Annotated in this window: 21 protein-coding genes; 12 read left to right on the top strand and 9 right to left on the bottom strand. The window is 70.8% G+C overall.

Annotated features, from left to right (window positions below; translation table 11 throughout):
• Position 1: 1 nt before the first annotated feature.
• The 3 genes from ACIOC0_RS05595 to ACIOC0_RS05605 form a co-directional block, all read right to left on the bottom strand.
• The gene (locus ACIOC0_RS05595) at positions 2 to 751 is read right to left on the bottom strand and encodes a class I SAM-dependent methyltransferase (protein WP_402152716.1); all 750 of its coding nucleotides are present in this window, start codon (positions 749 to 751) and stop codon (positions 2 to 4) included.
• 221 nt (positions 752 to 972) lie between these two features.
• Complete coding sequence (gene gap, locus ACIOC0_RS05600) at positions 973 to 1,971, bottom strand: type I glyceraldehyde-3-phosphate dehydrogenase (protein ID WP_402152718.1); 999 nt, start codon at positions 1,969 to 1,971, stop codon at positions 973 to 975.
• A gap of 121 nt (positions 1,972 to 2,092) precedes the next feature.
• Positions 2,093 to 3,049 (bottom strand): GlxA family transcriptional regulator, encoded by a 957-nt coding sequence (locus tag ACIOC0_RS05605; protein ID WP_402152720.1) that lies wholly within the window; start codon positions 3,047 to 3,049, stop codon positions 2,093 to 2,095.
• A gap of 180 nt (positions 3,050 to 3,229) precedes the next feature.
• On the opposite strand from ACIOC0_RS05605, the gene ACIOC0_RS05610 reads away from it, so the two are divergent.
• A complete protein-coding gene (locus ACIOC0_RS05610) occupies positions 3,230 to 3,838 on the top strand; it encodes a histidine phosphatase family protein (protein ID WP_402152722.1) in 609 nt (202 codons plus the stop codon).
• A gap of 132 nt (positions 3,839 to 3,970) precedes the next feature.
• On the top strand, positions 3,971 to 4,363 hold the full coding sequence (locus ACIOC0_RS05615) for an SgcJ/EcaC family oxidoreductase (protein WP_402152724.1): 393 nt from the start codon (positions 3,971 to 3,973) through the stop codon (positions 4,361 to 4,363).
• A gap of 108 nt (positions 4,364 to 4,471) precedes the next feature.
• Here the strand turns inward: ACIOC0_RS05615 and ACIOC0_RS05620 are convergent, their stop codons facing one another.
• Positions 4,472 to 5,071: a sigma-70 family RNA polymerase sigma factor gene (locus ACIOC0_RS05620; RefSeq protein WP_402152726.1), complete on the bottom strand. Its 600-nt coding sequence runs from the start codon at positions 5,069 to 5,071 to the stop codon at positions 4,472 to 4,474.
• A 78-nt stretch (positions 5,072 to 5,149) separates the two neighbouring features.
• On the opposite strand from ACIOC0_RS05620, the gene ACIOC0_RS05625 reads away from it, so the two are divergent.
• The 4 genes from ACIOC0_RS05625 (at position 5,150) to ACIOC0_RS05640 (ending at position 8,938) form a co-directional block, all read left to right on the top strand.
• Positions 5,150 to 5,977: an alpha/beta fold hydrolase gene (locus ACIOC0_RS05625; protein ID WP_402153237.1), complete on the top strand. Its 828-nt coding sequence runs from the start codon at positions 5,150 to 5,152 to the stop codon at positions 5,975 to 5,977.
• Between the two features lie 155 nt (positions 5,978 to 6,132).
• Entirely contained in the window at positions 6,133 to 7,140 is a 1,008-nt protein-coding gene (locus tag ACIOC0_RS05630) for an NADP-dependent oxidoreductase (RefSeq protein ID WP_351098144.1), read from the top strand.
• Complete coding sequence (locus ACIOC0_RS05635; protein ID WP_402152728.1) at positions 7,137 to 7,940, top strand: SDR family NAD(P)-dependent oxidoreductase; 804 nt, start codon at positions 7,137 to 7,139, stop codon at positions 7,938 to 7,940. The genes ACIOC0_RS05630 and ACIOC0_RS05635 overlap by 4 nt, the downstream gene beginning before the upstream one ends.
• 191 nt (positions 7,941 to 8,131) lie before the next feature.
• Positions 8,132 to 8,938: a maleylpyruvate isomerase family mycothiol-dependent enzyme gene (locus tag ACIOC0_RS05640; protein WP_402152730.1), complete on the top strand. Its 807-nt coding sequence runs from the start codon at positions 8,132 to 8,134 to the stop codon at positions 8,936 to 8,938.
• Positions 8,939 to 9,003: 65 nt separating this feature from the next.
• Here the strand turns inward: ACIOC0_RS05640 and ACIOC0_RS05645 are convergent, their stop codons facing one another.
• On the bottom strand, positions 9,004 to 9,228 hold the full coding sequence (locus tag ACIOC0_RS05645; protein WP_402152732.1) for a hypothetical protein: 225 nt from the start codon (positions 9,226 to 9,228) through the stop codon (positions 9,004 to 9,006).
• Positions 9,229 to 9,816: 588 nt separating this feature from the next.
• Here ACIOC0_RS05645 and ACIOC0_RS05650 point away from each other — a divergent pair.
• From ACIOC0_RS05650 to ACIOC0_RS05660, 3 genes are all read left to right on the top strand, one after another.
• A complete protein-coding gene (locus ACIOC0_RS05650) occupies positions 9,817 to 10,158 on the top strand; it encodes a phosphodiester glycosidase family protein (protein ID WP_402153239.1) in 342 nt (113 codons plus the stop codon).
• A 175-nt stretch (positions 10,159 to 10,333) separates the two neighbouring features.
• Complete coding sequence (locus ACIOC0_RS05655) at positions 10,334 to 11,191, top strand: universal stress protein (RefSeq protein ID WP_402152734.1); 858 nt, start codon at positions 10,334 to 10,336, stop codon at positions 11,189 to 11,191.
• 317 nt (positions 11,192 to 11,508) lie between these two features.
• Positions 11,509 to 12,780 carry a hypothetical protein gene (locus tag ACIOC0_RS05660; protein WP_402152736.1) on the top strand — a complete coding sequence of 424 codons (1,272 nt, stop codon included), beginning with the start codon at positions 11,509 to 11,511 and terminating at the stop codon, positions 12,778 to 12,780.
• Here the strand turns inward: ACIOC0_RS05660 and ACIOC0_RS05665 are convergent.
• From ACIOC0_RS05665 to ACIOC0_RS05675, 3 genes are all read right to left on the bottom strand, one after another.
• Positions 12,764 to 14,548 (bottom strand): asparagine synthase-related protein, encoded by a 1,785-nt coding sequence (locus tag ACIOC0_RS05665; RefSeq protein WP_402152738.1) that lies wholly within the window; start codon positions 14,546 to 14,548, stop codon positions 12,764 to 12,766. The genes ACIOC0_RS05660 and ACIOC0_RS05665 overlap by 17 nt on opposite strands.
• Complete coding sequence (locus ACIOC0_RS05670) at positions 14,545 to 15,165, bottom strand: lasso peptide biosynthesis B2 protein (protein WP_402152740.1); 621 nt, start codon at positions 15,163 to 15,165, stop codon at positions 14,545 to 14,547. Before ACIOC0_RS05670 ends, ACIOC0_RS05665 begins: the two co-directional genes overlap by 4 nt.
• Positions 15,166 to 15,691: 526 nt before the next feature.
• Positions 15,692 to 16,963 carry a hypothetical protein gene (locus ACIOC0_RS05675; protein WP_402152742.1) on the bottom strand — a complete coding sequence of 424 codons (1,272 nt, stop codon included), beginning with the start codon at positions 16,961 to 16,963 and terminating at the stop codon, positions 15,692 to 15,694.
• Between the two features lie 302 nt (positions 16,964 to 17,265).
• Between ACIOC0_RS05675 and ACIOC0_RS05680 the strand changes: the two genes are divergently transcribed.
• Together ACIOC0_RS05680 and ACIOC0_RS05685 are read left to right on the top strand one after the other, a co-directional pair.
• Entirely contained in the window at positions 17,266 to 18,642 is a 1,377-nt protein-coding gene (locus ACIOC0_RS05680) for an alpha/beta hydrolase family protein (RefSeq protein WP_402152744.1), read from the top strand.
• A 75-nt stretch (positions 18,643 to 18,717) separates the two neighbouring features.
• A complete protein-coding gene (locus ACIOC0_RS05685; protein ID WP_402153241.1) occupies positions 18,718 to 19,479 on the top strand; it encodes a class I SAM-dependent methyltransferase in 762 nt (253 codons plus the stop codon).
• A gap of 117 nt (positions 19,480 to 19,596) precedes the next feature.
• On the opposite strand, the gene ACIOC0_RS05690 is transcribed toward ACIOC0_RS05685, so the two are convergent.
• Positions 19,597 to 20,058, bottom strand: a complete 462-nt coding sequence (locus tag ACIOC0_RS05690) for a hypothetical protein (RefSeq protein WP_351098156.1) — start codon at positions 20,056 to 20,058, stop codon at positions 19,597 to 19,599.
• 365 nt (positions 20,059 to 20,423) lie between these two features.
• Between ACIOC0_RS05690 and ACIOC0_RS05695 the strand changes: the two genes are divergently transcribed.
• Entirely contained in the window at positions 20,424 to 21,032 is a 609-nt protein-coding gene (locus tag ACIOC0_RS05695) for a dihydrofolate reductase family protein (protein ID WP_402152746.1), read from the top strand.
• The last annotated feature ends 22 nt before the right edge of the window (positions 21,033 to 21,054 follow it).

The following is a 21,054-nucleotide window of genomic DNA, read 5'->3' on the forward strand; positions in this document are numbered from 1 at the left end:
GTCAGGCAGCTTGCAGCCGGAAGTGCAGCACATCGGCGCCGTCAGCGGAAACCCGCGTGCCGTCAGAATCGGTGACCGCAGTCACGGTCAAGCCGGCGGTCGCCGCAAGCTCCTCGAACCGCTCCCGGGTGTACCAGTGCATCGTCCACGGGCGGTCCTCGACTACGCTGTCCGAGCCGTGGTGGCGTTCGTAGCGCAGAAGCGTCGTCTGTGTCCGGGCTGCCTCATCACGCTGCTCGGCGACGACAGACAACCGGAGTTCGGCGCCATCGGATCCGACGGCCGTGCGTGCCAGGCCGATCTGTTCCGCAGGGGTCGGAGCCGGAGTGAACAGAGGCACCAACACGGTTCCGCCGTCGACCAGATGAGCACGGATGCCGCGTAGAGCGGCCAGCGCTGTCGCGTCATCGGGGAGCAGGGTGAAGGTCGGCCCGGCGAGGAAGATCGCCCCGTAGCGGCGAGGCAGGTTCAAAGCCTCCATGCGCTGATGGAACACGGTGACGCGGACGCCCTGTTCGCCTGCCCGGCGTCGCAGCCGCTCCAGCATGTCGGCGGACGAGTCGACGCCGTCGACGTCCAGGCCACGTCGACGCAGCTCGAGCAGCGGATCACCGTCCCCGCACCCCAACTCCAGTGCGGGAAGGCCAGCTTGCTGAACGAAGGCAGCGTAGGGTTCGGGGTCCTGGGAGAAGGACTTCAGCGGTCCGTATATCTCAGCGACGATGCCGGTGTAAAAGTCAGCGGGGTCCACACTCGTCACCCTACGCAGCAACTCCCGTACGCTCACTTGAATATCGAGGCCGGGGCGCGCGGAAATATCACATGCGACGCGCGTCCGCCAGGCCGCCGGCAGGCCGCCCGACCGACGGCGTGACCGGCCCACCCGCGACACCCCGGGGACCGTCTCACGGAGCACGGCATCCGGCGCCGTACTCCGCGAGGTGTCTGCCCGGATGAAGCCTGGTTGTCCGGTCAGTGAGCGCCCAGCAACTCCAGTGTGTCGATGACCCGGTTGGAGAAGCCCCACTCGTTGTCGTACCAGGCGACCACCTTCACGTGGCGGCCGTCGACTCGCGTGAGGGCCGAGTCGAAGATCGACGACGCGGGGTTGCCCGTGATGTCGGACGACACGAGCGGGTCCTCCGAGTACTCCAGGACCCCGGCGAGCGGCCCGTCGGCGGCGGCGCGGTACGCCGCCAGCACCTCGTCGCGCGTCACGTCACGGGCGACGGTCGTGTTGAGTTCGACGATCGAGCCCACCGGCACCGGGACGCGGATCGAGTCGCCCGACAGCTTGCCGTCGAGGTTCGGCAGCACCAGGCCGATCGCCTTGGCGGCGCCGGTCGTGGTCGGCACGATGTTGACCCCGGCGGCCCGGGCGCGACGGGCGTCGCGGTGCGGGCCGTCCTGCAGGTTCTGCTCCTGCGTGTAGGCGTGCACCGTCGTCATGAACCCGTGCTCGATACCCGCGAGTTGATCGAGGACCGCGGCCAGCGGCGCGAGCGCGTTGGTGGTGCACGAGGCGTTCGATACGACCGTGTGCACGGCCGGGTCGTAGGCATCGGTGTTGACCCCGAACGCGAGCGTGACGTCGGCGCCGTCCGACGGAGCGCTGACGAGTACCTTCTTCGCGCCCGCGTCGAGGTGCGCGCGGGCGGCCTTCGCCGAGGTGAAGCGGCCGGTGGCCTCCAGGACGATGTCGATACCGAGTTCCGCCCACGGCAGCTGCGCCGGCTCGCGCTCGGCCAGCACCGTGATCCGACGGCCGTCGACGACGAGCGCGTCCCCGTCGACGGTCACCGGGCGCCCCAGCCGGCCGGCCGTGCTGTCGTACGCGAGCAGCCGGGCGAGGGTGGCGGGCTCGGTGAGGTCGTTGACGGCGACGATCTCGAGGGCGCTGTCGCGCTCCAGCAGCGCACGCAGCACATTGCGCCCGATGCGGCCGAATCCGTTGATGGCGATGCGAGTCATGAGTGATGTCCCTTCCCTTCGCCACCAGACTCCTGCGCGGCCGCCACCGCTGACAGTGGCGTGATCGCCACGGTTCAAAAGGATCCCGCCAAGGTTCCCGCCACGTCGGCGCTCCGCTCGGCTATTCACCCAGGGTGAACGTGCGCCGGTACTCGCTCGGCGTGGTGCCGAGGATGCGCTGGAAGTGCAGGCGCAGATTCGCGCCGGTGCCGAGCCCGACGTCGGCGGCGATCTGTTCGACGCCGCGCTGCGAGCTCTCCAGCAGTTCGCGGGCCAGGTCGACGCGGGCGCGCATCACCCACTGCATCGGGGTGTAACCGGTCTCCTCGACGAAGCGCCGGGAGAACGTGCGCGGCGAGACCCCCGCCCGCCGCGCCAGCAGGTCGAGGGTGAGGGGCTCGCCGAGCCGATGCAGTGCCCACTCGCGGGTGGCGCCGAAGCGCTCGCCGAGCGGTTCGGGGACGCTGCGCGGCACGTACTGGGCCTGGCCCCCGCTGCGGTAGGGAGCCGCGACCAGGCGCCGGGCCGCGTGGTTGGACGCGGCCACCCCGAGGTCGCCGCGCAGGATGTGCAGGCACAGGTCGATCCCGGAGGCGGCGCCGGCCGAGGTGAGCACACTGCCCTCGTCGACGAACAGCACGTTCTCGTCGACCCGGACGAGTGGATGCCTGGCCGCGAGGGCACGCGTGTAGTGCCAGTGCGTCGTGGCGCGCCGGCCGTCGAGCAGACCCGTCGCGGCGAGCGCGAAGGCGCCCGTCGAGATGGCGGCGAGCCGCGCGCCCCGGGCGTGGGCGGCGATCAGGGCGTCGACGACCGCCCGCGGCGGGTCGTCGCGGTCCGGGGACCGGTAGCCGGGGACGAAGACGATGTCGGCCCACGCGAGTGCGTCGAGTCCGTGGCCGACGTGGTACGCGAGACCGTCGCCGCCGGTCACCGGACCAGGCGCCGCGCCACACACCCGCACCTCGTACGGCATGCTCGCACGGGTCGTGAACACTTGCGCGGGAATCCCGACATCGAGCGGCTTGGCACCCTCGAGCACGAGGACGGCGGCACGATGGAGACGGGAGGTCGACACGGAAAGAGACTACGTCGGGTGTGACGTGGATACGCCGGTCGGCGGGGGTGTTCCCGTCTCCTGGCGGATTGCTGCGACAGGTCGGTGCCCGAACCCTGGATTGCATGGCGTTGCACTGTCGCCACGGCACCGGGCCGACTAGGAGGCGTCCGCATGACGATCCGCTTGACACTTCTGTGCGTGCGTCCCACGTACACCACCTTCGGCCCCGCCCCGCTCAGCGAGCGTGACCTCGACGGCGCGGGCGCCTCACTGGCGTCGCTTCCCGCGCACCCGGTGGCCCTCATGTCCCCTTCAGTCGGTTCCGCGCTGGTCGCCACGGCCCTCGGACTGCAGGCCGAGGCGGAGCCCGCGCTGCGCGACCTCGACTACGGCGCCTGGCGTGGCCGCACGGTCGCCGACGTCGTCGCCGCGGAACCGTACGGATACAGCAGATGGCTGACCGACCCGGACGCGGCCCCGCACGGCGGCGAAACCACACGCCGGCTCTGCGAGCGGATCGGGTACTGGCTCGACAATCTGCCGCCGGACACCCCCCGTACCTTGGCCGTCGTCGAAGCAGCCGTGATGCAGGCTGTGCTCGTCCACGCCCTGTCCGCACCGCTGCGGGCATTCTGGAAACTCCCGGTACCGCCCCTGCGTACGGTCAACCTCACATGCCGTGACGGCGTCTGGAACATCCGGAAGGCTTACGTGTCCTCCGTCCCGGACCTTCGTCAGGCACGGTCCGTGCCCCTCACCACGCTGACCGCGCCCGGCGTGGTCAGCCATCACGGAATCCACGTCTGACGGCGGGTCGGCGTCCGGCGATGCCGCCGTGCCCCAGCCACAACTGCCTTGTCCACAAACGGAGTTGTGTGCCAGATCACTGTCGCAGCGGCCCTTGACCTCAACCTCGCTCGAGGTGTCAAAGTGGCCTGCATGACCACCGAGACCGCAGACGTCAAAGCCATCGAAGAGGTAGTCGCCGCCGTCGAGCGCGCCCAGCGCGCCAAGGACGTGGACGGCTTCCTCGCGCTGTTCCACCCCGACGCCCTGTGGACCACCGCACACGGCAAGGTCCTCATCGGCTTCGACGCGATCGCCGCGTTCACCCGCACCGTCTTGCCCACCGCGAGCTGGGACGGTGAGGTCACCTACGAGGCGGTGCACACGCAGTTCCTGCGGCCCGACGTGGCGGCCGTCAAGGTCCGCCAGGTCTACCACTCTGCAGAGGGCGACTCCGAAGGCGCTCCGCTCTACGTCATGACCAAGCAGGACGACGGCAGGTGGCTGCTGCACGCATGCCAGAACACCGAGGTGCGGGCCGGATAGCGGCCGGCCCGGAGGTCTTCGACCCGCCGCCGCAGGACCGTACCGGCGGTGGCGGGTCCGGTCGGCCCGGAGACTCGGCCCCTGGTGGAGCGCAGTCGGCGCCCCCGCTCAGCGGTCGTCCTTGAGCCGGTCGCGCTGGAGCCGGCAGGCGAGGGCACGCCGCACGGAGGCCGATCCGGTGGCGGTGACCCTCGCGGGGATGTCGAGTCCGCGGCTGATCTCGTCGTATGCGCTGCGGTAACCGCTCGGCATCTCCGTCCGGTGCATCATCAGGTCCTCCTCGACCAAGCGCCGCAACTCGTCGACGTTCGGAGGTGTGAAGCGCTTCTTGCCCCTGGCGAGAGCGTGGAGGTAGCGCGTGCAGCGGGCGCCGTCATGGTTCTCGGAGATCTCCTCGGCGAGGCCCCACAGGCGTCCTTCGAGCCAGGGCACGTCGCACTGGTCGAGAGAAAGCGTCGTCGGGGGGAGCGGCTCGCCCGTCCTGTACTTCATCACCTGCTTGGACACGGCGGGCTGACTCATCTCGGTGAGCCGCGCGATCCTGTCCTGCGTCCAGCCGAGGTCGGCGAACAGCTTGACCATTTCGGCGCGCAGCTTCCGCATCTCCTCGCCCGCGCGGATGACCTCGTTCATGTCGGCGAGCATGCGTTTCGCCTGTTCCTCGGTCAGCGTCACGGGCTCGCGGTGTGCATCCTTCTCGCCTGCCATGACCCGGTTATACACCCGAACCAAACGGGTGTCATAACCCAGTTGTACAACTTGGTTATGGCTGACAGGATCCGCGGCATGCCCACCTTCTCCGCACCCGACGGGACCCGGCTCGCCTACCGCGTGACCGGGGACGGCGACCCGCTCGTCTGCCTCCCCGGCGGCCCCGCCGACTCCCGCTACCTCGCAGCCCTGGGCGGCCTGTCCGCCCACCGTCAGTTGATCATCGCGGATCTCCGAGGTACCGGGCGGTCCGCGATCCCCGACGACACCTCCACCTACCGCTGCGACCACCTGGTCGAGGACGTCGAGGCTCTGCGAGCACACCTCGCACTCCCTCGGATGGACCTGCTCGGCCACTCCGCCGGTACGAACATCGCGACGCAGTACGCGGCCCGGTACCCGGAGAACGTCGGCAAGCTCGCCCTGATCGGCCCCAGTCCGCGGGCCGTCGGCATCACGGTCAGCGCGCAGACACGGCGGGAGCTCGCGCTGCTCCGTGAGCACGAGCCGTGGTTCCCGCAGGCCTTCGCCGCCCTGGAGGCGATCGCCGGTGGCACGGGCAGCGACTGGGAAGCCGTCGCTCCCTTCTTCTGGGGCCGCTGGGACGCGGCGGCCCGGCGCCTCCACGCGGCCGGCCGGCCGGAGAACGCGGAAGCCGTCGCGCTCTTCGCGGCCGAAGGCGCCTTCGACCCCCCGTCCACACGTGCGGCACTCGCCGCCCTCCAGGCCCCCGTGCTGCTGCTCACCGGAGAGTTCGACGTGAACAGCCCCCCTCGATCGGCTGCCGAGTTCGCCGCACTGTTCCCCGACGCGCGCCTCGTGGTTCAGCCCGGCGCGGGTCACTACCCGTGGGTCGACGACGCCGACCGGTTCGTGGCGGCCACCGCGGCGTTCCTGGGGTGAAGGCCGCCCGGGCGAACCTGGAGCCGACGTGGCCCGGGGTGAAGACGGCCCGTGCGAACGAGGAGCCGACATGGTCTGTGGCGAAGGTCACGCCCCGAGACATACCTACCGGTCGGTACCCTGCGGAGGCGAAGCCGTGAGCGACAGGAGACGCGATGTCTGCGACCAACCGCCAGATCCGTCTGGCAGCCCGCCCCGTGGGCGAGGTCAAACCCGAAGACTGGCAGCACTGTTCCGAGCCCGCCGAGGAGCCCGGCCCGGGCCTGTTCGCCGGCCGGACGCGCGTCATCTCCCTGGATCCGGCCATGCGGGGCTGGCTGGACGACCGCCCCTCCTACCTGCCGCCGGTCGGCCTCGGCGAGGTGATGCGCGCCGGGTCAGTCATCGAGGTCACCGCCTCAAACCACCCCGACTACCAGCCCGGCGACCACGTGGTCGGCACCTTCGGCGTCCAGGAGTACGTCGTCTCCGACGGCAAGGGCGCACTGAAGGTCGACACCTCCCTCGCCCCGCCCTCGACGTACCTCGGGGCGCTGGGCATGCCCGGCATGACCGCCTACTTCGGCCTGCTGGACGTCGGAGCCCTCAAGGACGGCGAGACCGTCGTCGTGTCGGGTGCGGCGGGAGCCGTCGGCACCATCGCCGGCCAGATCGCCAAGGCCAAGGGCTGCCGGGTCGTGGGAATCGCCGGCGGGCCGGAGAAGTGCGCCATGCTCACCGACGAACTCGGATTCGACGCGGCGATCGACTACCGCGCCGAGGACGTCAGGAAGGCGCTGCGCCGCGAGGCCCCCGACGGCATCGACGTGTACTTCGACAACGTCGGCGGGGACATCCTCGACGCGGCGCTGACCCGCCTGGCGATGCACGCGCGCGTCGTGATCTGCGGTGCTATCAGCCAGTACAACAACGCCACGCCGGTCAAGGGCCCGTCCAACTACCTCTCGCTGCTCGTGCGCCGCGCCCGCATGGAGGGCTTCGTCGTCTTCGACTATGCCAAGCGCTACGCACAGGCCGCCCAGGAGATCTCCGCCTGGATCGCGGCCGGCCGCATCAAGGTCAAGGAACACGTGGTGACGGGAAGCGTGGACGACTTCCCCGAGACGCTGGGGATGCTCTTCCGCGGCGAGAACGTCGGCAAGCTCGTCCTGGAACTGGCATGACCGCCGTCGACAGCGAAGCCGCCGCCCGGCCGGGGCCCGCGGACGGCACCGCGCTCCACGGCAAGGTGGCCGTGGTCACCGGCGGCGCCTCCGGCCTGGGCCGCGCCACGGCGCTGACGCTGGCGAAGGCCGGCGCCCGTGTGGTCGTCGCGGACCTCGACGAACGGGGCGGCCGCGAGGTGGCCGACCTGACCGGCGGCCACTTCACCTCCTGCGACGTCTCCGACCCCGACGCCAACCGCGCGCTCGTGGACTTCGCCCTGGAGCAATGCGGCGGCATCGACATCGCGGTGCTCAACGCCGGGGTGGCGACCGGATGCGGCCTCGGCGACGACTTCGACCTGGCGCGCTACCGTCGCGCCATGGGCGCCAACCTCGACGGCGTGGTCTTCGGTACGCATGCGGTGCTGCCGGCGCTGCGGGCCCGCGGCGGCGGATCGATCGTGGCGACGGCGTCCCTGGCCGGCCTGACGGCCGTACCGCTCGACCCTCTCTACGCGGCCAACAAACACGCGGTCGTGGGACTCGCCCGTTCCCTGGGACCGGCGCTCGCGCCGGAGAACGTGCGCTTCAACGCCGTCTGCCCGGGCTTCGCGGAGTCGCGGATCATCGACCCGCTGCGCGACATGCTCTCCGGTCAGGGACTGCCGATCATCCCGGCCGAGGTCGTGGCGGACACGGTGCTACGGATCGTCACCGGAGACGGCACGGGGGAGTGCTGGTACATCCAGCCCGGCCGCGAGCCGGAACCGTTCCGATTCCGTACGGTTCCGGGCCCGGGCCGAACCGCCGACGTCTGAGCGGGGGATGCGGCATGTCCGGCCGTACCGGACGGACCGGGCACACCGCGGGGCAGGCAACGGCGCAGGGCGGCTCACCCTCCACGGCGAGCCGCCCCGCACCGCCGCGGTGCACGGCGTCGCCACCCCGGCCGTGAGGTAGCGGCGCGCGGAGGCCACCATGAAGTCCACGCGCGATCTCTCCGAAAGGCATGCTCACGATGAAGCCGTCCGACCCCGCTCACCACGCGCCAGTCGCCACCACGATCGACCACCGCTCGGCGATCGCGGCGGAGACCGCCCGCTTCGTCGCAGCGATCAAGGACGCGGACACGGCCACAGCGGTGCCCAGCTGCCCCGGCTGGACACTGGCCGACCTGGTCAAGCACACGGGCAGCGTTCAGCGCTGGTTCTCCGTCCTGCTGCGGGCGCGCATCCAGGAACCTCCGCGCACACGTGAAGTGGACCTTCGCCTCCCGGACCATGAGGACGGATACGCCGACTGGCTGGCCGAGAGCGCGAAGGTGGCCGCGGACGCCTTCGCGGCCACCGACCCGGACCTGCCGATGTGGGCGTGGGGCGCCGACCAGCACGCCCGGTTCTGGGCACGCCGGATGCTCTTCGAGACCCTCGTACACCGGGCCGACGCGGAGCTCGCACTCGGGCACCGGCCCGCCATCGACCGTGCGGCGGCGGTCGACGGGATCGACGAGTTCCTCGTCAACCTGCCCTTCGCCGCCTTCTTCGCCCCGAAGGTGGCCAACCTGCGCGGCCCCGACAGGACCATCCGCTTCCACGCGACCGACGGTGACGACGCCTGGGTGATCCGGCTGCGGCCCGACGGCTTCGGCCTCGACACCACCCACCCCGCCGAGGCCGCCGCCGACGCGACCGTACGGGGAACCGCAGCCGACTTGCTCCTTCTCCTCTACGGCCGGGTGCCCCACGACGCGGAGACCCTGACCCACGAGGGAGACGAGGAACTGCTGTCCCACTGGTCCGCCAACTCCTCCTTCTGACACGGTCGAGGGCCGCCGGCTGCAGTGCAGCGGCCGCCCTCGGTCGTGCTCCGTGTCGCTTCGGTTCAGACCACCACGATCACGACGACAGCGCCGTCGTTGAAGTTGTCGTGGAAGTCGCAGTCGTTCCACCAGCGGTGGTGCTCGCACCAGTCACGGTTGACCAGGGGCGAAGGGTGGGCCGGGGCGGCCGCCGAGGCCGTACCCGCCGCGGCGACCGTGGCACCCCCGGCCATCAGAACTCCGACCGCGGAGGCCGCGAGGAGACGCCTCACGCGTTGTGCTTTCATTGGTCTGCTCCTTCCACCCCTCACGCGTCGCCGACACACAAGACGGTGGCCGCGTCCGACACGCAATCTGCGGCACGGTCCCGGAGTGCGGTCTCACTCACAAAGGTATTCTCCCTTCGCGGAATCCGCCCCTCAGGCCCAGGCCAGGCGCAGGCACAGTGAGCGGAGCGGTGCCTCTTGATCGACCCGGCCGGGCTCCGTACCGGTCCCTCGATGACACATGACGACCTTCCGATCCTCTTCTCGGTGAGCATTCCGAAGGTCGTCCGGTCGGTGACCCCTCCGACTGGAGCGCAGTGCTCCTGATGCACCCGGTCAACTACGTTGAATGGCCGATGACTTGGATGACGGGGTCGTGGACGGTGCCGTGGGTGACGGGCGGTCGAACCCCTATACCGTTCGGCTCGACGCGGAGCGGCGACGAGGCCGGAGCCAAGTGGCTGGACGACCATGTAAAAGTGGGAACGAAACTGGTCAGGACGCAGCAGGTCACCGACATCGGTTTCAACACCGACCCTGCCGACGACGAAGACCCCGCCCTGGATCCCGCCCGCCCGTCCATCGACGTCGTCAACGGCACCCCACCTTCTGATGCGCGACAACGAGGTCGTGGCCCCGGAGGAAGGCGGCAACGAGGAACCGGACCCGCGCACCGAGATCGGCACGGACGCGTCAGGCCGAACGCTCCTCGTCGTCGTCACGTCGAAGACCGAAGGCGAGCGCCTCGGTGTGCCCATCCACGACCTGGCGGAGACCATGCAGGACCTGGGAGCCGTGGACGCGCTCAACCTGGGCGGTGGCGGCTCCACCACATTCGTGGTCGACGGCCACGTCAAGAACGTGGTCTCCGACCCGGGAGGGGTCGAAAGGCCCGTCTACGACAGCCTCTGTGCCGGCCGAGGCGGCCACGGCCTGCCTGCCACCGGCTGACACGCCCGCTGCACCTCGGGCCTCCTCCGATTTGCCCGGGGAGGCTCGAGGTCGCCGAATCCGAGGTCCGCGAGTCGAGGGACCACCGGCTCATGTCGGGGACGTATGGCCCCTGCACCATCGACCCACCGCTGCACGAGTCTGGGATCGAACACCGGACGAGGAGGCAGAACTCATGATGCGAAGTGTTGTTGTAGGTCTCGACGGCTCGGCCGAGAGCCGTGCCGCGGCAGAGTGGGCGGTCGGCGAGGCGAAACGCCGCTTCCTGCCGCTGAAGCTCGTCCACGTCGCGGAGGCGGTTCCCGAGCCCATGGCGTTGGCGCAGTTCCTCGGTGCCCGGACACCGCCGCAGTGGAGCGAGCGCCTCCCCCGCGAGGTGGTCGAAGGTTTGAGGGACCGTCACCCCGGGCTGGAGGTCTCGGTGGAGCAGACCCCCGGCCGTCCCGCCGAAGAGCTGACCCGGGAGGCCGAGGACGCAGAGCTGGTGGTCCTGGGTTCCCGAGGGCTGAGCGGCATCGGAGGATTTTTCCTCGGCTCCGTCAGCCAGGCCGTCGTCACGCGCACCCGGCAGCCCGTGATCCTGGTCCGTGCGGTCGAGCAGGCCACCGACGGGCCCGTCGTCCTCGGTCTCGACACCGACTGCCCCGACGACACGCTGCTCACCTTCGCCTTCGAGGCGGCCGCCCGCCGCGTCACACCCCTGCGGGTCGTCCACGCTTGGAACCTGCCCCCCTACTTCGCCTACGGCCTGCCCGTGGACCCCGAACTCGACGCCGCGCTGGGCAAGCAGGAAGCCGCCACGCTGTCCGGGGTGTTGCACCGCTGGAAGGAGAAGTACCCGGCCGTCGAAGTCATCGAGGAGTCGCATCCCGGCAGCCCCGCCGTCCACTTGGTCGACGCCTCCCACGGGGCGTCCCTCGTCGTCGTGGGCCGCCGCATCCGCCGCAACCCACTCGGAGCCCACATCGGCCCCGTCACACACGCGGTACTCCACCACGTCACCGCCCCCGTCGCAGTCGTCGCACACGACTGACCCGAGAGGACCGGGCCACGCGAGGCTGCGCCAGCGGTCGGCGGCGCAGGCGGCGACGAGCGGCAGCGTCAGCAGGCCCGAGGAGGTCTCCCACTGGGGCCCCCGCTGGTCCCACGTCCGGCGGCACCCCGATGGCGACCCGGTGGTCCACCACGGACGATGGTGCTCGAACCGACCGCGCGGCAGCAGATCTCCCGAGGCCGCGCGGCACGCGTGTGCGTCCGCACCGCACACCTGTGCAGGTCCCACGACCGACGGCCTCAGGAGGTGACCGGGTGAGGACTCCCCCCAAGCCCCCCGTCGGGTTACACCCGAAAGTGCGACGGCCCTCGCTGAACACCCGGCAGGCCCAGCTCGGCCTCGTCGTGAGCCTGCTGGTCCTCCTCGGGACGACGGGGCTGCTGAGCTGGTTCGGCATCGGCAACTTCGCCCATGCTCTGACCTTCCCCGGTCGCCTCACCGGTGCCGTCCTCATCGCGGTCGCGTTCACCACGCTCCTGGCTGCCGGCGCGCTCCTGGACCACTGGATCACGTACAGCTTCCAGTACTCGGGCCTGATCGCACTGATCGGCGTGTTCGCGGCGCTGCTGACCGACGCCGTGCTCCTGCTCAGGACGCTGAAGAACGGCGATCTGGTGGTCTTCCCCGCGCTGTTCGGCGCACTCACGGCGGGGGCGGCATGGGCTCTCTTCGCCCTGTGGCGGACGTCGGTCACGATCCCCGCCCCGAAGCGGGTGGCCGCTGCGCTGGTGGTCTCCTCCATCCTCGCCGTCGCCAATTTCGGCTACCAGAGCCTCTATCTGCCGTACCGGCGTGAGGCCAGACCTGTCATCACGTTGTCCGTGGGGAAGGCTGTGCTCGGCATGGACAGGAAGGCGTTCGCCGTACCGGTCGACATCACGCTCCACAACCACGCCGACGTGGGGTTCTACGTCCTCGGCACCGAAGTCCACGCGATGGGGCAACGGGTGCGGCTGAGCGCCCAGGACCGCCTGCGCGAGCAGTGGCGGAGCGATGCCGTGCAGATCGCCAGATCCGCGGGGGAGCTGCACCCGCTCTCCCGCAGGGCAATTCACCAGCCCGGCGAGTTGGTGCAGGCGAAACCCTGGATGTTGCCCGGAAGCTGGATCGAGCCGAGCGGCACGTTCGCCACCCGCATGATGGTGCAACTACCGGTCAACACGCGGTACGACCACGTGGCCTTCTATGCCACCGCGAGCCTTGCGCGCAAGGATCAGATCGTGCTCGATCCACCGCTCAGCTTCGTGAAAACCACCTGGGGTGGTGGCAGCCTCCCTGCATGGGTGAAGGCCCAGCAGAAGACCGGCCTCGACTCCCTCGTCTACCGTGCCCGGGTGCACGAGAACAACGCGATCGACGAATACATCAGGGAACCCCGCTACGTCACCGTCTATTGGACGTTCGGCCCGCACGGTGCAAGTCTGCAGTCGAGCGTGACGCGCAAGGGCGAGGACAACAGCCAGTTGTCCGGCGAGGAGCTACGTGAGCTGGTGGCCCGGTACGGTTTCGTGGATCCCTTCGCCGGCCCTGTCGAGCGGAGCCTGTGGGACATCAAGAACCAGCGGTGAGCCGCTCCAACCAGGCCACCAGTGCGAGCGAGCTGTTCATCCGGTCCCAGGCGTGGGCGTCCCCCATGCCGAGCTGCGCCTCCCGCACGGCCCGGCACAGCGTCTCGACGTCGAACATCTCCGCGATCAGCGGGTGCCGGGCGGAGCGGCACAGGGCGATGAGGTCGTCGCCGTGTGTGCGCAGGCCGCGGGCGTAGAGGTCGTCGAAGGGGACCTTGACCGCCCTGCCGCGGATCGGGGCCGGAAGGAGGTCCGCCACGGCCTCGCGGAGCACGGCCTTCGGACGGCCCGGCCGGAAGGTGGCCCCGACAGGGAGGCGGCTCATCGTGGCCACGACCTCGGGGTCGAGGAAGGGGTGGGAGAGGAAGAACCCGTCCTGAGCCGCGCGGTGCCAGGACAGCGGGTCGGGAGCGGCGAGGTAGTTGGCGGCGTCGTACAGCGACTGTTCCGGTCTGGGCCCGAACAGGAAGCGGCTCTCCGCGATGCCGGCCTCCCGGTAGCCGTGAGCGCGCGCGAAACCGGGCCGCAGCCATGGGGGGCGGTGGAAGGTGCCGAGTCCGCCGAGCACCGTTCCGTGGCGGGCCAGTGCGGTGACCCGCTCGGCGGTGAGCGGGAGAGCCGGCCGGATCACGTAGGCGTGGACGACGTCCCGCAGGCCCTGCTCGCTTCCCGCGGCCCAGGCGCGTGCCTGCCGGGTCATCTGCCGGAGCCGGCCCGTGCGGGCGAGCCGGTGCAGGTGGAACGGGTTGGCGTCCGCTATCGGATCGGCCCCGCAGCCGGTCAGGAGGGTGTCACAGCCCCGTTCCGCCGCCGCGCCGTGGAGCCGGCTCCAGAACGGGGCACGGAAGGCGTGCGCGCAGGGCTCGTCCGTGTCTCCGGCGTGGTGCGGGAAGTCGTCGAAGTCGGCCACGTCGTCGGCGTCGACGATCACCGGGCGGGCAGCGGATGTGTGCCGGCAGATCTCCTCCAGCGCGAGGTCGAGGTACGGCTGCTCCGCGGCCAGCTCCCCGCGGGAGAAGCGCCCGGCGACCGGGACCAGTTCCCCGGGGCCGCCGTGTCCCGCGGCGAGCAGACGTGCGGCGAGCAGTGCGACGCCGGTGGAGTCGGTGCCGCCCGAGACATGGCAGGCCGTCGTCGTGCCCATACGGCGTCCGACGGCGTTCTCCAGCACCGGGCGCAGCTGCTGCCCGGCCTCATCGAGGCGGGGTTCGCCGGCCGTGGACGCGGACGGGTCTGTGGCGGGACGGGCGCGTCGCGGCGTACGACCGCGCAGCTGTCCGGTGCGGGAGAGCTCCACCACCTCGCCGCCGAGCACGCGGTGCACCCCGGCGAACGGGGTGAGGTCCGTGTGCGGCTGTGCCAGGTTGCCGGAGAGGTACCGGCAGAAGTAGCGGGAGTCCAGCTCCGTGACGCTGCCCAGGCTGCGGGCGGAGGTGCTCACGGCATCCAGATGTCCCCCGGACTGCCTGAAGAACAGGGGGATGCGTGCCTGCTCGTCGCGCATCAGCAGGATACGGTCGCGGCACACCAGAACGGCCGCGTAGTCGCCGGCCGGCATCGGCGGGGCGGCTCCCGGCCGGCCGTAGGCCTCGAGAAGGCCGCGTGCGCCCGTCAGCTGGTCCCGGGCCGAGCCGACCCAGCCGACGACTGCCGCGGTGCCGGCCGGCGAGGAGACCGTGATCACGAGTCCCTGACGTGCCAGGGCGGCGGTGGTCCGGAGCCTCGGGGCGCCGTCGGCCCAGTCGAGGCGGAGCGCGTCCAGTGTCACGGTCCCCCGCAGCCGATCGACAGCACGGGGGTGAAGGCGTGCCCTCGCGGATCGGCGTCGGGGATGCACAATCCGCCCGAGGACGTCCAGGCGTGCAGGGCGAAAGGGTGCTCGCGCACGCCGACGTGGAGTACGGCCTGAAGGCCGCACCGCCGCAGCAGGACGAAGGCCGTCACCGCCTCGGACTTGCAGTCGCCGTTGACCAGCCAGCTGCTGCGGCTGTGCGACCGCACCGCTCGCTTCAGGCGTCCGACCTCCTGCGCCGAGGGGAGGTCCGCGCGGGCGTATTCCGGGGCGGCCAGGGACAGCAGCCGAAGAACGCGCCCGAATCCCATGGTCCGGATCAGCAGGTGCACTCCGCGCAACCAGAACCCTACGGCGGCGTCCGCGTGCCTCTTCCGCCGGTCCGCCGCACACCCGGCCCGCAGGAGAGCGGTGACGAGTTCGGCGCGCTCCTCAGGGCTTCCCCCGGTGAACTTCCGCAGGTCCGCCGCCGTCATCCCGAGAAAACGCGTCCGTTTCCAGTCCGCGATCAACGCTCCGTCGGTCATCCCGGTGACACGGCAGTGCGGTGACAGGATCCGTGCCATGGCTGCCAGGGCATCAGTCTCCGCCACCGCACATCCTCCAAGGATTGCACCGCGAAAGGTGTCAGGACAGGTAACCGTGGCCGTCGTAGAGTCCGCCGCTGAAGCCCCGGATCAGACGACCGTTGCCGAGAAGGACCAACCGGTGCGGCCTACGGCGCCGCAGCAATCGGAGAAACATGCCTACCTCCAGAGTCAGGCAGGGCAGGGCCGATCAGTTCCACGCTACCCCGCCGCGAACGCCCCGCAACCGGGCTGCCGCGCCGATCGGGCGGCCCATCCACGACCCCGCGCCACACAAGGTCGGATGACGTCAATGCGCCGTGCACGTCGGGGGATTGCCCACACGCCCAGGTCGCGACCGGCCGGCTCGCGGAGCACGACGGAAGCAGAGGGATTCCGCCCCACGAGCCGGCGGTCGGCCCGTGAGGCCGAGCCAAGGAGGTTCAGCCATGGGTCATGGGTCACCCCGAACCCTGGCCGGGCGGCGCCGAATCGGAGAACCATCCGGGGCGCGGCGCGAACTGCCCGGCCTTCGGTGCCAGTTGCGGACAACTCAGAAACCGGTCCCCAACTGCACGTAGTCCCGCACACTCACCGTGTGGCCCGCCGGCAACCGAGTGCCGACGACGGTGACCAGGACGCGGACTCCCGTGTCGGCCCAGGCGCACATGCCGACAGGACGGCCTCGGACGGACAACGCCTGGCACTTGCAGAGCACGGGGGTTCTGGCATCGCTGTCCTCTCTCAGGAGCACGAGCCGCGGTGGCTTCACCACCTTCACGCCCGGGGCGCCGGCCGCCGTCCTCAGCATGTGGTCCCGGGCCCGGCGGGGGTCGTCGATCCGTCCGTACGCACCGTTCACCGTCACCCAGTCCTTCGGATCACCCGGAGGAGCGGGCAGGTAGACGCCCGAGACCTCCGTGACGTCCTCATGGCCCCGGTCGGGGGCCGTGGCGACGAGCGGTACGTAGGACGGCCGCACCTTCTGCAAGAGCACCTGCCCGTCCCACATGCCGTCCGGAATACGCAGGACGGGCGGGCCGGACGAGTATCGGGTGTAGGTCTTGCCACCCACCAGCGGGCCCTCCGCGATGCTCCACCCACCCGACCCCACGCACAGAGCGGCCGCCGTGCACGAGGCCACCCATGCCGTCCGGCGCACACGGGAGGGCTTCAGACACACCACGAGAAGCAGGGCGAGAAGGCCGCAACCGCCGGCAACGCCCAACAGGCCGACCCCGACGGCCTTCCGGCGCGCCTCGCTCGCCTCGGTCTCGCCCTCCTCCTGAGGCGCGGGGGCGGTGACGACGAACGTGCTGACGTCGTCCCGCCACTGCCGATCCCCGTCCGGGCCGACCGGGGGGAAAAACCGCACTTGGCCCCCGTAACCGATGAACGCCTTGTCGACGCGGAACGTCAGCGGGGCCAGCCGGTCGCAGCGGACATGGCGATGGCTGTCCTGCTTGTCCCGTACCGTGCGGCAGCCCGCACGCTCGTCGAAGCCGGTCGGCGAAGTGTTCCACGGCAGTACATCCTCGATCGCCACGCCCGGCCCGATGGGCTCGCCCCGCTTCACGTAGGCGCGTGAACCGTCCGGCCGCAGGGTGTAGACCTCGGGCAGAACGGTGAGGGTCCCACCCACGTCGGTGGCGAGAAACGTCTCCTCGACCGCGATCCCGTAGTCGGGGGCACCGGCCGCGGACGCGTGCGCGGCCGTGCCCAGCGCGACCTGGAGGGCCGCCGTCACGGCCATGAGGAAGCCGCCGAGGACACGGGTCAGTGATCCGTCACGGTCTGCCGCCCTGCCGGTCCGGTGCACGCGCAAGGACGGCCCCTCTCGCCTCGATCTTTCCGCCCGCCTCCGGTTCAGACCCTCGACCGACCGGGACGGTTGTACGGCTCCGGTACGGCAGGGGCCCCGGCCGCTGTGCCGTCGGGGGGAGGTGCTGCCGTCCGCCCGTAGCTCAGCGAAGGACACCGGACCTACGCGGATCAGCCACACAACGGATCCCCCCGGGACGCAGGGAGCCAGGGCGACTACGTGCCACTTCCTAGGCGGATGGGTGCCGCGGACACCATCCGGCTGGCCCCATGGTTCCGGAACCCGGGTGCCACCACGATTGCGTCATGCGATTCACAAGCGCTTCCAGCACCTCGGGCTTCTCCCGCACCCCCCACCCGGCTGAGTCTTCGACCCCGTCCCTTTCACGGCGGCGACTGCTGGCCCGCGCCGGCGCCCTGGCCGCATGGGGCACCACCTCGGCCCTCGCCCCGACCGCACGCGCGTCCGCCGCGCAGGCGCCCCCGGCCGGACCCGTACGGCTCGAACTCCCCCGTCCCACCGGGCCCTGCCCCCTCGGCTTCACCGAACTGCGTCTGGTGGATCGCACACGTCGGGGCCCGTGGTGGGCGGGCGACGCGGCCGGGGAGTTACGGGAGCTCATGGTGAGCGTCTGGTACCCGGCCGACCGCGCCACGGCGGAGGACGGCCCTCCGGCGCCCTACATGCGTGAAGGCACGGCCGCGGTCTTCGGGGCGGGCGCGGCGAAGATCCTTCAGGTCGACCGGGAGGCCGTCGACTGGGCCGGCTTCCGTACCCACGCCCGCGTCGGCGTGCCCGCGGTCTCCAGGGCCGGGTGTGCGCCCGTGGTGCTGTACTCGCCGGGCATGTACAACGAGCGCACGCTCGACACGACCGCCGTGGAGGAGCTGGCGAGCCACGGATACATAGTGGTCACCGTCGACCCCGTCCACGAGGCACACGCGGTCGAGTTCCCGGACGGCCGCGTCATCGAGCCGGCGCCGGGGCTCGCCGCCGTCGGGGCGGGCGCCGACCGGTCCAGAGCGGCGCTGGAGGTCCGGGTCGCCGACATCCCGTTCGTCCTCGACCAGCTCGCCGTGATGGCACGCGGCGGTAACCCCGACGCCGGGAAGCGCCCGCTGCCGCGCGGCCTCGGAGAGGCCCTCGACCTCGCGCGCACCGGCATGTTCGGGCATTCTCTCGGCGGGATGACGACCGCCGAGGCGATGCGCGTGGACCGCCGCATCCGCGCGGGGGCCAATCTCGACGGGCCGCTCGGCTACGACTGGACCGACCCCGAACTGCTGCTGCCGGTGGCCCGCACCGGGCTGGACCGGCCGTTCCTGCAGATGGGGGCGTGGCTCGCGGTCCCGTCCGGCAGGCTTCCGCACACCCACGAGCACTCCGAGTCCTGGCGGGCGATGTGGTGGAACTCCACCGGCTGGAAGCGCGATCTGTGGACGGAGGCGGCGGAGCACAACTCGTTCACCGACTACCAGACGATCCTCCCCGGCCTCGCCGAGCGGCTCACGCTGCCCAGTGGGCTGCCGTCCCGCATGACCGGCACCGTGGATCCGGAACGGTTCACCGCGAGCCGACGGGCCTACCTCACCGCCTTCTTCGACCAGCATCTCCGCGGCCACCACCGGCCGCTGCTGGACGGCCCCTCGCCGCTCCACCCGGATGTGCGGTTCGTCGGGTGAGGTGCCGCGGAACCCGCTGAGGAGTACCGTCATGGTGTGACGGGAACCGATGCCGACCAGCGGTGGTCCGGCTCCATGCCGGCGGGCTACGGGCAGTACCTCGTACCGGTGGTCTTCCGGCCCTTCGCCGAGGACATGGCCGCGAAGGCGGCGGCGCTCCGCCCTCGACGAATCCTCGAACTGGCGGCGGGAACAGGCGCCTTGACGTCGCACCTGCTCGCCACGGCACCGGCGGCGGAAGTGACGGCCACCGACCTGAACGAGGCCATGGTCGTCTTCGGGTCGGCGCGGGCGCCGGGCGCGGTGTGGCGGCAGGCCGACGCACAGCGGCTGCCGTTCCCCGACGGAGGCTTCGACCTGGTGGTCTGCCAGTTCGGCGTGATGTTCTTTCCCGACCGGGTCGCGGCCTTCACCGAGGTCCGGCGCGTCCTGGCCTCGGGCGGCCGGTTCCTGTTCAGCACCTGGGGCCCGCTCGGGACGCACTCCTTCGACGCCGCGCTGCAGGCAGGGCTGGAGCGGGCCTTTCCGGTCGACCCACCGCGCTTCTTCCCGACGGTTCCGCACGGTTATGCGGATCCCGCCGCCGTGGTCGCTGATCTGACGGCCGCCGGGTTCGCCGTCGAGGAGGAGCAGGAGCTGACGCTTCAGGGCCGGGCGGCGTCGATCGCCGACCTTGCCAAGGGGTACCTCACCGGGACGCCGGTGCGCGCGGCCGTCGAGTCGCGCGGCGACTCACCAGCTGTCCGGGCAGCCGTCGTCGAGGAGATGACGGCCCGTCTGGGCCCGGGGCCGGTCACCGCCCCGATGACGGCGTACGTCTTTCACGCAGCAGTCTGAACGCCGCACGACGTGTCGAGGCGGTCTCGACGGTTGCGGAACCCGGAACCGGACGATCGCGCCCAGGTCGTCCGCCTTCGGTGGGGCACCGCCAGGGCACCCCACCGCCGGGACAGGTCAGTCCACGTACCACTTACCGCACTTGGTGATGCCGTCGAACTCGCCGCAGGCGCGCGCGGCGTAGTTGGAGTTGTAGACGGACTGCGTGCGGCTGCCGGTGTAGGGGCCGCACATCTTCCAGCCGTCGCGCTTGGCGTCCTGGTCGCTGACGATGCCCTTGAAGTCGGGGAACGAGCGCTTGCTGCGGTCGACCCACAGCCGGTCGCCGGCCTGGCGGCCGGACTTGATCTCGGCGCGGCTGTAGCGGTCGAGCGCCGACTCGTTCTGCAGCTCCACGCGGCGGCCACGGAAGTCGAACGACGCTCCGGACTCGACGGCGCGGAAGCGGCCGACGACGGCGATGCCGTCGCAGTCGTCCTCGGTGGCCGAGGCCACCGTCGCGGGCACGAAGACCACGGCGCCGCTGCCGATCAGCACGGCCGAGGCCGCGACCACGCGGCCCATACGAGACTTCTTCACACGGTTTCCTTTGTCGGAGGACAGATACGGCTGGGGGAGCTGCCGCCGCGCGGAACGGGCCGAGTCCCCACCGATGGACGGATATCGGCATCCCTGTTCCGCTCAGCGGGGTTCCGCTTCGCCCGCCGGAATAGTGCTTCACGGACCTTGTGAAAACCTTGTGATCCTCGCTGCCCCGTGCGAGAGCCCCTGCTCGGGCCGGCCCGGTCGGCGGGCAGCCGTGGGCAGAGCCGCGCTCACGGTGCGTCGAAGGCACGCCCCGCAGCAATGCGAAGGGAAACTGCCACGGCGGCGCCCACCGCGGCCGGTCCACCGATGAGTTTCCGGCGGTCGCGCGGTCTACCCGTCGACGAAAGGAGCGCACCATGCGCGAGATCATCGTTTGCACGTTCCTGACGCTGGACGGCGTCATGCAGGACCCGGGCGGCCCGGACGAGGACCCCGAGAGCGGCTTCGAGCACGGCGGCTGGCAGAAGCCGGTGAGCGACGAAGAGGTCGGCGCGGCCATCGCCGGTTGGTACGAGCCCTCCGACGCGATGCTGCTCGGCCGCAAGACGTACGAGATCTTCGCGTCGTACTGGCCGACCGCCGACCCCGACAACCCGTTCACCCACCGGATGAACAGCATGCACAAGTACGTGGCGTCCCGGACCCTGAAGTCCGTCGAGTGGCAGAACTCCACGCTGCTGGAGGGTGACATCGTCGAAGCCGTACGGAAGCTGAAGGCGTCCGACGGCGGCGCCATCAACGTCGTCGGCAGTGGCGACCTCGCCCAGACCCTGATGAGGCACAACCTCGTCGACGAGTACCGGCTGACCGTCCATCCGGTGATCATCGGCACCGGAAAGCGGTTGTTCGCCGACGGAGCGATCCCCACCTCGCTGGAGCCGGTCAGCGTCTCGACGACGAAGGGCGGCACCGTCGTCGGCGTCTACCGGCCGAACGGTCAGCCCGGGTACGACAGCTACTCATGACGCCTGCGAGCGGACGGTGACA

It is taken from the genome of Streptomyces sp. NPDC088254 (assembly GCF_044740925.1).
In the GTDB taxonomy this organism is placed as follows: Bacteria; Actinomycetota; Actinomycetes; order Streptomycetales; family Streptomycetaceae; genus Streptomyces.

Excerpts from the sequence above, each read along its gene's own strand:
- gap (WP_402152718.1), bottom strand. The coding sequence starts at position 1,971 with ATGACTCGCATCGCCATCAACGGATTCGGCCGCATCGGGCGCAATGTG.
- ACIOC0_RS05615 (WP_402152724.1), top strand. The coding sequence starts at position 3,971 with ATGACCACCGAGACCGCAGACGTCAAAGCCATCGAAGAGGTAGTCGCC.
- ACIOC0_RS05620 (WP_402152726.1), bottom strand. The coding sequence starts at position 5,071 with ATGGCAGGCGAGAAGGATGCACACCGCGAGCCCGTGACGCTGACCGAG.
- ACIOC0_RS05625 (WP_402153237.1), top strand. The coding sequence starts at position 5,150 with ATGCCCACCTTCTCCGCACCCGACGGGACCCGGCTCGCCTACCGCGTG.
- ACIOC0_RS05630 (WP_351098144.1), top strand. The coding sequence starts at position 6,133 with ATGTCTGCGACCAACCGCCAGATCCGTCTGGCAGCCCGCCCCGTGGGC.
- ACIOC0_RS05635 (WP_402152728.1), top strand. The coding sequence starts at position 7,137 with ATGACCGCCGTCGACAGCGAAGCCGCCGCCCGGCCGGGGCCCGCGGAC.
- ACIOC0_RS05640 (WP_402152730.1), top strand. The coding sequence starts at position 8,132 with ATGCTCACGATGAAGCCGTCCGACCCCGCTCACCACGCGCCAGTCGCC.
- ACIOC0_RS05645 (WP_402152732.1), bottom strand. The coding sequence starts at position 9,228 with ATGAAAGCACAACGCGTGAGGCGTCTCCTCGCGGCCTCCGCGGTCGGA.
- ACIOC0_RS05655 (WP_402152734.1), top strand. The coding sequence starts at position 10,334 with ATGATGCGAAGTGTTGTTGTAGGTCTCGACGGCTCGGCCGAGAGCCGT.
- ACIOC0_RS05680 (WP_402152744.1), top strand. The coding sequence starts at position 17,266 with ATGCGATTCACAAGCGCTTCCAGCACCTCGGGCTTCTCCCGCACCCCC.
- ACIOC0_RS05685 (WP_402153241.1), top strand. The coding sequence starts at position 18,718 with ATGCCGGCGGGCTACGGGCAGTACCTCGTACCGGTGGTCTTCCGGCCC.
- ACIOC0_RS05695 (WP_402152746.1), top strand. The coding sequence starts at position 20,424 with ATGCGCGAGATCATCGTTTGCACGTTCCTGACGCTGGACGGCGTCATG.